Source organism: Azospirillum sp. (assembly GCF_035627195.1).
GTDB lineage: Bacteria > Pseudomonadota > Alphaproteobacteria > Azospirillales > Azospirillaceae > Azospirillum.
The window spans coordinates 1-10,616 of the sequence record NZ_DASPMG010000386.1; the positions used below are offsets into that span (position 1 = coordinate 1).

Sequence of the window (10,616 nt, forward strand, 5' to 3'; positions counted from 1 at the left end):
GGCCGCCTCCGCCTCGATGCGCCACTCGCCCTCCGTCTCCAGCAGCAGGTAGCCCTTGGAAGCGCCGGCGTTGGCGATGACGATCTGCATCAGCGCGCGCAGCAGGTCGCCCAGGCGGATGTCCTGCGCCAGCGCCTGGGAAGCGCGGATGACCGTCGCCACGTCCACCAGATGCGCGCCCGTCGTGTTCCCAGCGGAGGTCGAGCGGCGCCGCCGGTGGGTGCTGGACGGCACCGCCGCGGCTTCCGTGTCGTCGGACGGCACCGCCTCCCCGAACAGCTCCACCAGATGCACGTCCAGCGCCTGCACCTTGGCGAGCGCACCCCAGCGCACATAGGCGTGCCGCGCCCGATTCAGCAGGGCGCGCGCCGTCGTGCGGTCGCCCCGCTCCAGCGCCAGCCCGCCGGCCCGCTCGCAGGCGAACGCCTCGTCGTGGACATAGCCATGCTCGCGCGCGGCCTCGATCGCCTGCACGTACAGCGGCCACGCCCGCTCCACCCGTCCGGCGGCGCGCAGCCGCTCGGCCTGCAGCAGCCGGTGCAGGTGGGTGAAGTTCGCCGGCGCGTGCTGCGCCGCCCGGCGCAGCTGCCGCTCCACCCGGCTGCCGCCGAACCACGCCCGCCGCTGCTCGGCGCGGCTCAGCCGGTCCCAGGCGGCGCAGTCGATGATGGCGCCGATGGTGGCGCTGCGCAGCCCCATCGCCATGCCGTTCGCCCGGTCGGCGTGGCGGCGGCGCAGCGCCGCGTAGTGGCGCGCCCGGTCCAGCTTGCCGAACAGCAGGTTCAGGTAGGCGAGCTGCGCGTAGGTGATCTCCACCGCCAGCAGGTTGCCGCGCGCCGTCAGGTCGGCGACGTCCACGCTCTCCACCAGCAGCGGCCCGGCGAAGGCGGTCGGGTCCTCCGCCTCGCCCAGCAGGTTGGATATGGCCTGCCGGTAGGGCTTCAGGGCACCGATGGCGGTTTCCTGGTTCAGCTTGGCGCAGATCGCGTGGTACTCGGCCGCCGTGTCGCGCACGGCGCGCAGGCGCCGGCCCAGGAGGACGTGCTGCGCCACCGTGTTGTTCAGGCAATAGGCGGCGTACTCCAGGTCGCCGGTCTCCAGCCCGATGCGGTGCGCGTCCAGCAAATCGTCCAGCGTGTCGGCCACCGGGCGGTGCCACACCTCGATGAACAGCTTGGCGACGAACAGCGTCTGGCAGCGCGCGGCACTGGTGTCCGGCAGCCGGTCCAGCAGGCGCAGCGCCACCCGCCCGAACAAGGCACCACCGGGGATGTCGCCGAACACCGCGCAGCAGATCAGGCCGTAGGTGGCGTACGCGATGCACGACGCCGGCTGCGGCCCCTGCGTGGCGGACAGCCGCACCAGCCGCAGCACCATGATGGTGAACAGGTTGGTGTCGTGCAGGTACGTCGTCGCCAGCGCGCGCGACATGGCGTTGCCGATGGTCAGCAGCCGCGGGTCGGCGGTCGGCGGCAGGCCCACCAGCGCGTCCTCGCTGCGCCCGCGCAAGGCCAGCTTGGTCTTCATCACCTCCATGAGCACGTGGCCCATGGTCGGCTTCTCCGGCACCGCGCTGTCCAGCAGCAGCAGCGCCGCGCGGCACGCCGCCACCGCGTCGGGCAGGTTCTGCCGCGCCACGTGCAGCTGGATCAGCGCCAGATGCGCCCGCGCCCGGTCCAGGTCGCCGCGCGCCCGCGTCAGCACCGCCTCCGCCGCGCGCTGCGTCAGCGTCGCGTCGCCGTTCACCGCGGCGATGTCCGCCGCCGTGACGTTCAGCGCCAGCGCCAGATCGTAACGCCGCGCCCAGGCGTCGGGCGGCAGCAGGCCGATGCCCGCCTTCAGATAGGCCATGGCCGGCCCGTGCGCGGCGGACGCCCGCGCCGCCTCGCCGGCCCGCAGGTTCAGCTCCGCCAGTTCCTCGCGCTCCGCCGCGTCCATCAGGCCGGACGCGCGGTTCAGGTGGTTGGCGATGTCGAACAGCCGCTCGCCGCTCTCCCCCCCGTGCCGCAGCGCCCGCCCGACCTTCAGGTGGCAGGCCAGCGCCTCCTCGTCCCCCAGCAGGGAGTAGGCGGCCTGCTGCACCCTGTCGTGCACGAAGCGGTAGGAGACGCGCACCTCCACCCCGCCCACGTCGGCGTAGCGGTAGGCGTCGTCCAGCGGCACCACCAGCCCGGCCAGCAGCGCCGGCCACAGCGCCACCGCCGTGTCGGCCGGCGCGTGGCCGGTCACCTCGGCCAGCGTGCCCAGGTCGAAGGCGTTGCCGATGCACGCCGCCGTCGGCACCACCGCCAGCGTCTCGCCCGGCAGCTCGCGGATACGCTGCACGACGAACGTCACCACGTCCGCCGCCATCTGCTCCAGCTCCTGCCGCTCGATGGCGGTGAGGTCCCAGGCCCAGGCGCCGGTGACGCGGTTGAAGGCGATCAGCCCGCGCCGCTCCAGCGACTCCAGGAACTGGCCCAGGAAGAACGGGTTGCCCAGCGTCTTGGCGGTCAGCCGCACGGCCAGCGGCCGCACCCGTTCCGGCGCGCTGTGCAGCGTGTCGGACAGCAACTGCACCACCGCGTCCTCGTCCAACCCGGCGAGCGTCACCTCCTGGATGCGCACGCCGGCCTTCTCCAGCGCGTCGCGGGCGTGGCGCAGCGGGTGCGCGCCGTCCACCTCGGTGTCGCGGTAGGCGCCGACCACCATCAGGTGCCGCAGGTCGCCGTCCGCCACCAGCCCTTCCAGCAGCCGCAACGAGGCCAGATCGGCCCATTGCAGGTCGTCCAGGAACAGCACCAGCGGATGCTCCGGCCCCGCGAAGACGCGCACGAAGTTGCGGAAGACGTAGACGAACCGCTCATGCGCCTCGGCCGGGCCCAGGTCGGGCACCGGCGGCTGCGCGCCGATCAGCCGCTCCACCTCCGGGATGGCGTCGGTGATCAGCCGGCCGTTCGGACCCAGCGCCGCGCGCAGCTTGCCCCGCCACGCCTCCAGCCGTTCCGGCCCGCCGGCCGCGGTCTGCCGCACCAGGTCCTGGAAGGCGCGGATCAGCGGCGCGTAGGGGATGTCGCGCTTCAGCTGCTCGAACTTGCCGGAAACGAAGAAGCCGTGCCGGGCCACCACCGGCTTGTGCAGCTCGCGCACCAGCGCCGACTTGCCCACGCCCGAATAGCCGGCGACCAGCAGCAGCTCGTGCCCGCCCGCTGCGACACGGGTGAAGGCGTCGTGCAGCACGCGGAACTGCGCGGTGCGGCCGTACAGCTTCTGCGGGATGCGCAGCACCGGCCGCACGTCGCGCCGGCCCAGCGGGAACGGCTCCACCGCGCCGTTCGCCTGCCATTCCTCCTGGCACTGCTCCAGGTCGGCGCGCAGGCCGAAGGTGCTCTGGTAGCGGTCCTCCGGGTCCTTGGCCAGCAGCCGGGCGACGATGGCCGACAGCGCCTCCGGCACCGCCGGGTTCAGCTTGTGCACCGGCACGGGCGCCCGGGCGATGTGGCAGTGCACCAGCTCCAGCGCGTCGCGCCCCTCGAACGGCGGGCGGCCGGCCAGGCATTCGTGGAAGGTGGCGCCCAGCGCGTAGAAGTCGGCGCGGTAGTCGATGGCGCGGTTCATGCGCCCGGTCTGCTCCGGCGCCATGTAGGCCAGCGTGCCTTCGACGGAGTCGGCGGCCCCCGCCGCCTCCTCGCGCGACAGCTCCGACGCGATGCCGAAATCGATGACGTTCAGCTGCCCGCCCGGCGCGTTCCACACGATGTTGGACGGGTTGATGTCCTTGTGCACGATGCCGGCGTCGTGGATGCAGGCCAGCGCGTCGACCACGCGCAGCGCCATGTCCAGGAAGGTGCCGACGTCCATCCTGCGGCGGTCGTACAGCACGTCCAGCGAGGTGCCGCCGATGTCGCGGAACACCATCATCATGCCGCCGCCGTGCGGCACGCAGTCCAGCGCCTCCACGATCTCCGCGTGGCGCAGGCGGCGGGTGATGGCGTATTCGCGGCGGAACGACGCCAGATCCTCCGGCGCCGCCAGCTCCTGCCCCAGCAGCTTGCAGACGACGGGCAGCCCGTCCTGCTGGCGCACGGCCCGCAGCACCGTCGAACGGGTGCCGGTGTGCAGCGTCTCCAGCACGCGATAGCCAGGCAGCGACGTCAAAGTGCAGAGTTCCCACAGGTCCCTGGCGCACGGCACGGTGGCCGCCCGGCGCGCCTCTTGTCGCCGGGAATTGTAGGGTGGGCCAACACGGCCATGCAAGCGGGCAAAGCCCCACGCCCACAGTCTTTTCTACCGTGACGAATGTGTGACAACCCGCCCACACGTTTTGCTGCGGCCAACGCGCACAAACGATGCGAATCGCGACAATTCGTCCTAAGATGCATCCGGAATTGTTGCCGGCCGGTTGCGTGCGCACAGTGGCGTGCGAAGCCGAAGGCGGCATACACAGCGGGGGACCCATGGGGAAGATCAAGGTTGCGATTCTGGGCGGCGGCGTCGGTTCGCTGACCACGGCCTATCATCTGTGCAACACGCAAGAGCTGCGCGACCGCTTCGACGTCACCGTCTACCAGATGGGCTGGCGCCTGGGCGGCAAGGGGGCCACCGGACGCGACCGCTACGGCCGCATACAGGAACATGGCCTGCACGTCTGGTTCGGCTACTACAACAACGCCTTCAAGATGATGCAGGACGTCTTCACGGCGCTGAACCCGCCGGAGACGGAGGCGCTGCGCACGTGGCGCGACGCGCTGAAGCGGCACGACTTCACCCCCATCGGCATGCAGCTGGAAGACGGCAGCCCCGCGTACTGGCCGCTGACGTGGCCGCACCTGGGCGGCACGCCGGGCGACGGCAACGTCATGCCCACGCCGCGTCAGGCTGTGGTGTCGCTGGTCGGACTGATCCGCGACGTCTTCACCAACTGGAACGAGCTGACCGGCCTCGTCGTCAACGGCAAGCTGGTGCCGGGCACCGTCGACGCCGCCATCCCCACGGTCCCCGACGACCACCGCGCCCTGCCCGAACCGCTGGCCCGCGGCTTCCGCGACAGCATCATCGCCTGGGGCGAGAAGCAGGTCCGCCACATCGAACAGGCGGAGGCGCTGCTGAAGGGCGCCGCCATCGCCACCGTGCAGGACGCCGCCGTGGTCGCCCACCGCTGGGCGCGCGCCGCGCTGGACAAGGGCGACGACGCCACCGCGACGGCCGACAGCTACCGCGGCATCCTGTGGCTGCTGCGCCAGATCAACCGCGCCATCGACAGCCTGCCCAGCAGCCTCGTGGCGCGCGACTTCCTGACCTTCATGGTGCCGTTCGCCACCGGCGTCATCTCCGACTACATCATCGAGGGCAAGACGGCGGACGAGCTGGATTCGCAGGAATTCACGCAGTGGCTGATCAACCACGGCGGCGTCCCTGAGAACCTCGCCAAGTGCTGCTCGCTGCGCACCTGCTACGACACCTTCATGCAGTACAAGGACGGCGACTTCCACGCGCCCGACTGGGCGGCGGGCGTGGCCTCGCTCAGCTGCCTGCGCATGTACGCCACCTGCAAGGAAGCCGTGCTCTTCAACATGGAAGCCGGCATGGGGGAGGTGATCGTCGCCCCCATCTACCAGCTTCTCCAGCAGTGCGGCGTGAAGGTGAAGTTCTTCCGCCGCGTCGAGGAACTGGGCCTGACCGAGGACGGCGCCCTGGTGGACCGCATTCGCCTCGCCAAGCAGGTGAACGTCATCGGCGGCGACGACGCCTACCGCGCCACCGGCATCGTCCGGCGCGAGGGCGACGGCAAGATCCTGCACGTCTGGCCGATCGAGCCCTATTGGGAGCAGATCGAGAACGGCGCGGCCATCAAGAAGGTGCTGGACGACCACAAGTCCAACCTCGAGTCGCACTGGTGCCCGGTCCCGCCGGTGGGCGAGGAGGTGCTCCAGCGCGGCAAGGACTTCGACATCGCCGTCCTCGGCATCTCCCTGGGCGGCTTCAAGAAGATGAACGACGAGCCGACGCTGGCCGCCGCCCTGCAGGCCGCCCGGCCGCGCTTCAACGCGATGACCGAGAACATCGGCATCATCCCCACCATGTCCATGCAGCTGTGGTGCGGCCCCGACCTCCCCGGCCTCGGCTGGGAGGTGGAGCGCCCCGCCGCCGTCGCCGGGCCGGAGCCCTGGTCGATCTGGGCCGAGATGCAGCAGACCCTGAAGTACGAGCCGTGGACCGACACCGCCGCACCCCGGCCGAAGTCGGTGCACTACATCTGCGGCGTCTGGAAGACCGACCTCGTCGCCCAGCCCTCCACCGATCTGTCGGTGCCGGCCAGGGCGCTGGATACGGTGACGCAGAGCGGCGTGGACTGGCTGAACGGCTACGCCCGCTATTTCTGGCCCAAGGCGATGACCGCGTCCGGCTTCGACTGGAACATGCTGGACGACCCGGCGAACGGCGAGGGGGTGGAGCGCTTCCGCAACCAGATCATCCGCTCCAACGTCGATCCCACGGAGACGCTGCCGGGCAGCGCCGTCGGCTCCACCCAATGGCGCCTGCGCACGGACGAGAGCGGGTTCTACAACCTCTACCTCGCCGGCTGCTGGATCCGCACCGGCCTCAACACCTCCTGCGTCGAGGCCACCGTCATGTCCGGCATGCAGGCGGCCCGCGCCATCTCGGGTGAGCCCTTGTACATCTCCGGCGAAAACTGGCTGAACGGAGCGAAGTGATGGCCCTGCCCGACTACGTCTCCTTCCGCGGCCACGGGGAGGTGTCGATCGCCGCCCCCGGCGTCTTCGACGACAGCTACTCCACCCTGTTCTTCGTGCGCGCCGATCCGGCGCGCACCCAGGCCCTGGTGGACAAGATCCTCAACGCCGCCAGCGGCGGCGCCGTGCGGTACGAGGTGCTGGGCCCCTTCGCCGCCGCCAACTTCCTGTCGGTGGGCCGCTGCACCAGCCCGACCGAGGAGTTCGGCTGGATCCCCTACAAGGAGGCCTCGCTCTGGCTTCCGGTGATCGAGCACCGCAAGGGCCGCCTGCCGCGCCTTCTGGTGTGGATGCCCTACATGTTCCCGGACGCGATGATCCCCATCGCCTGCGGGCGCGAGAGCTGGGGCTTCGCCAAGTCGATGGGCCGCATCACCGTGCCCGACGGCTGCAGCGGCCCGACCACCTTCCAGGCCGAGACCATGCTGTTCCACCGGCTGTCTTCGGATTGCCAGGGCGAGGTGGCGCCGCTGCTGACGGCGCAGAGCGCCCAGGCCTCCCTGGGCGGGCTGTGGAAGACGCTAGCCGACCTCGTGGCCGACGCCGGCGACGTGCTGAAGAACTTGGTCGAGCCCGGCGGGCTGGCCGAGGGCATGGTGGTGGTGGCCGACGCGGCGGCGATGCTGCTGACCGGCACGGTGCCGGTGGTGAACCTGAAGCAGTTCCGCGACGCCGCCGACAGCGGCAAGGCCTGCTACCAGGCGCTGGTCAACTGCCCCATGCACATCAACGACTTCCGCGGCGCCTGGCCGCTGCTCGGCGACTGGACGCTGACGGTCGCCGACGGCTACGCCAGCCATCAGGTGGTCGAGGACTTCGGCTTCCAGACCGACGGCACGTCGGCCAAGGTGCACGTCGACCTCGCCGTCACCGTCCACATGGACTTCCAGGCCAACCCCGGCAAGATCGTCTGGCAGGCGGGTTGACGCCACACGCGTTCCCCCGCCACGGCGGGGGAACGCCCCTTCACACGCCCAGCGTCTGCTGCACCGTCAATATCCGCCCGCGGCTCACGGGGATTTCGCGCGGCGGGGTGCAGGACAGGCGCACGTGCCCGTGGCTGCCCTCGCGACGGAAGCCGGCTATGGCCTCCTTGCGCACGATGTGGCTGCGGTGGACACGGATGAAGCGCGCCGGGTCCAGGCGGCGCTCCACCTCCGAAATCGACAGGTTGCAGAAGTACGTCGCCTGCCCGTCGAACAGCCGGCTGTAGTGCGCGTCCGCCTCCACCGACACGATGTCGGACTGGCTGAGCAGCACCGTGGCGCCGTTCTTCAGCACCGGCACGCGCCCGTCCCGCTCCTCCACCGTCACCACCGGCGCCGGCCCCGGTTTGCGCGCCCCCGGCGCCGCGGCGCCGTCCGGCACCAGCGCCAGCAGGAAGGCGGCGGAGATCACGAAGGCCACCACCGCGACCACCACCGCCAGCACGCCCGACGGGATGGCCGGCGCCCCTGCCCCCGCGGCCGCCACGTGCCCGCCGTCCGTGAAGTCCGCCGCCCACATGGCCGTGTAGTGCATGCCCGAGATGGCCAGCGCCATGGCCACCGCCGCCACCACCAGCGGCGCGCGGCGCCCATGCCCGAAGGCCAGCCACAGCGACAGCGCCGACGACGCCACCGCGATCGCCACCGACAGCGCGACGATCAGCGGGTCGTGCACCAGCGTGCCGTGCATGCGCATGGCGTGCATGCCGATGTAGTGCATGGTGGCGATGCCCAGCCCCATGGCGACGGAGGCCAGCAGGATGCGGTTCACCCCGGGCTTCGTTCCCAACGGCGGCCCGGCGACCGCCAGCGCCACGGCGACGCCCACGGTGAGGATGGCGGCCAGTGCCGAAATAAGGGTGAGCAGGATGTCGTAGTCGACCGGAACCGGCAGCGACAGCGCCAGCATGCCGACGAAATGCATGGTCCAGATGCCGGTGCCGAGCACGAACGAGGACGCCGCCAGCATCAGCCGGCGCCGCAGCCCCGTCTCGGCCGCCGTGTCGCGGGCCAGCGCCAGGCTGACGTACGCCCCCTGGACCGCCAGCAACACCGACAGCAGAACGAGCGTCGGATCGTAACGCCCGATCAGTGCCGTTCCTCCCCCGCACTCCGTTCTTGTCGTCGCCGTTCTTATGTCCTTGCGGCGCCGCCATGAAAATGGCCGCGATTCAGCCGGCCGGCAAGCCCTCCGACCGGCCGGGTTCACCCCCTCCCGGAAGATAGCGGGTGCGCGCGCGGTGCAGCGCGTAGGCGACGGCGAAGCGTGCCCGCTCGAACTCGTGGTAACGGCTCTGCGGGTGGGTGTTCACCTCGACGATCCAGATCCCCAGTTCGCCGTCCACCAGCAGGTCGACGCCCAGCTCGTCGATGGCGAACTGGTGCCGCCGGTCCAGTTCCGCCGCGGTCGCCAGGGCCACGGCCTTCAGCCGCTGCACCAGCGCCTCCCCCGCGTCCTTCAGCCCGGCGAAGAAGTGCCCGACGTCGCCCTGGTAGCCGCCCCGGCTGGTGTTCGCCACCAACAGCCCGGCCTCGCCCAGCCGCACGTAGGCGCGCACCACGTCCCAGGCGCCGGCGCCGTCCTTGTGGACGTGCACGCGGATGTCGAAGCTGCGCCCGTCGCGCGCCCGCGACACGATGAGCTTCTGCAGGACCCACGGCTCGTCGTCCTGCGCCCCGATCGTCTGGACGAGGTCGTCGAGCGTCACCGTGCGCTCGCCGGCCTGCTCGCGCACCAGGATGCCGCCCTCGACGCGCGCCAGGAAGCGGATGCCGCTCCCGCGCCGCCCGCGCGCCGGCTTCAGCACGATGCGCCCGTGCTCGGCCAGGAACTCGTCCAGGCACTCCGCCGCGCGGGCGCGGTCCAGCGGGCGGAACGGGATGACGTGCGGCGCCAGCGGCGTGCCGTTCAGCATCTCGGCCACGCCGACCTTGTCGGGCAGGCGCACGGTGGTGAAGGGAATGCGCCGGAACAGCTCCTGATAGACGCGCAGGTCGATGTCGTCGGCCGGCGGCAGCGGGTTCATGACCACGTCGGGCAGCGGCAGCGCCTGCCGGCGCCAGCCGTCGGGCGCCAGCGTCCAGCCGTGCACGCGTGCACCTTGCAGATCCACGCCGTCGGTCGGGAAGATGCAGAAGCCGGCGCCCTGCAGCGCCGCCTCGGCGGCCAGCGCGCGCAGGCGCAGCGGCTCCACGCGCTCGAACGGCAACCAGCTGGCGGTGAACAGGCCGATCAAGGGCTGCCGTGTCATCGATAAGCGGATCCTGCCGTCGAAACCAGTCCTGCGCCCGAACGGAAGCACGCCCGCGGGCACGGATCAAGCACATGATCGCAGATGAAAACCACCCGGCCTTGCGCGATAGTGCCGCCAGCCGTCCTTTCGACCGGAGACGACCGCGCATGACGACCGACGTCCTCGGCCCCGCCGTCCAGGCCCTGCAAAGCGGCCGGACCGCCGAGGCCGAGGAGCACCTGGGCGCGGTGCTGGAGCGCACGCCCACGGACCCGGACGCGTGGCACCTGCTGGGCGTCGCCGCACTCCACGCCGGCCGCGCCGGCGAGGCGGCCGACTGCATCGGGCAGGCCATCAGCTTCGTCCCCGGCCACGCCGCCTACCACCTCGACCTCGCCCTGGCGCTGTGCGCGCTGCGCCGCTTCGCGGACGCGGAACTGGCCCTGCACCAGGCCGCCGCCCTGGCCCCGGACGCGCCGGCGGCGTACGCCAACCTGGGCGCCGTCCGGCTGGCCCTGGGCCGCCCCGCCGAAGCCGTGTCCGCGCTCCGCCGGGCGGTCGCGGCGCGTTGCGACATGGCCGAGGCGCACGCCAACCTCGCCGCCGCCGTCTGCGCCGCCGGCGGCCCGGACGCCGCACGTGCCCACTACCATCGTGCCCTG

The 10,616-nt window shown here is 71.6% G+C and carries 6 protein-coding genes; 3 read left to right on the forward strand and 3 right to left on the reverse strand.

Features of this window, described 5'->3' with window-relative positions; genetic code table 11:
- Positions 1 to 4,137: serine/threonine-protein kinase PknK (locus tag VED21_RS33565; protein WP_324890271.1), on the reverse strand; the 4,137-nt coding region annotated here is incomplete at its 3' end.
- A gap of 299 nt (positions 4,138 to 4,436) precedes the next feature.
- Here VED21_RS33565 and VED21_RS33570 point away from each other — a divergent pair.
- Both VED21_RS33570 and VED21_RS33575 read left to right on the forward strand, forming a co-directional pair.
- A complete protein-coding gene (locus tag VED21_RS33570; protein WP_324890272.1) occupies positions 4,437 to 6,695 on the forward strand; it encodes an NAD(P)/FAD-dependent oxidoreductase in 2,259 nt (752 codons plus the stop codon).
- Positions 6,695 to 7,660, forward strand: a complete 966-nt coding sequence (locus VED21_RS33575; protein ID WP_324890273.1) for an acetoacetate decarboxylase family protein — start codon at positions 6,695 to 6,697, stop codon at positions 7,658 to 7,660. Before VED21_RS33570 ends, VED21_RS33575 begins: the two co-directional genes overlap by 1 nt.
- Positions 7,661 to 7,700: 40 nt before the next feature.
- Here the strand turns inward: VED21_RS33575 and VED21_RS33580 are convergent, their stop codons facing one another.
- Together VED21_RS33580 and VED21_RS33585 are read right to left on the reverse strand one after the other, a co-directional pair.
- Positions 7,701 to 8,771, reverse strand: a complete 1,071-nt coding sequence (locus VED21_RS33580) for an MHYT domain-containing protein (protein ID WP_324890274.1) — start codon at positions 8,769 to 8,771, stop codon at positions 7,701 to 7,703.
- Positions 8,772 to 8,892: 121 nt separating this feature from the next.
- The gene (locus VED21_RS33585) at positions 8,893 to 9,972 is read right to left on the reverse strand and encodes a YheC/YheD family protein (protein ID WP_324890275.1); all 1,080 of its coding nucleotides are present in this window, start codon (positions 9,970 to 9,972) and stop codon (positions 8,893 to 8,895) included.
- 149 nt (positions 9,973 to 10,121) lie between these two features.
- On the opposite strand from VED21_RS33585, the gene VED21_RS33590 reads away from it, so the two are divergent.
- Positions 10,122 to 10,616, forward strand: a 495-nt coding sequence (locus VED21_RS33590) for a tetratricopeptide repeat protein (protein ID WP_324890276.1), incomplete at its 3' end; no start/stop codon positions are given.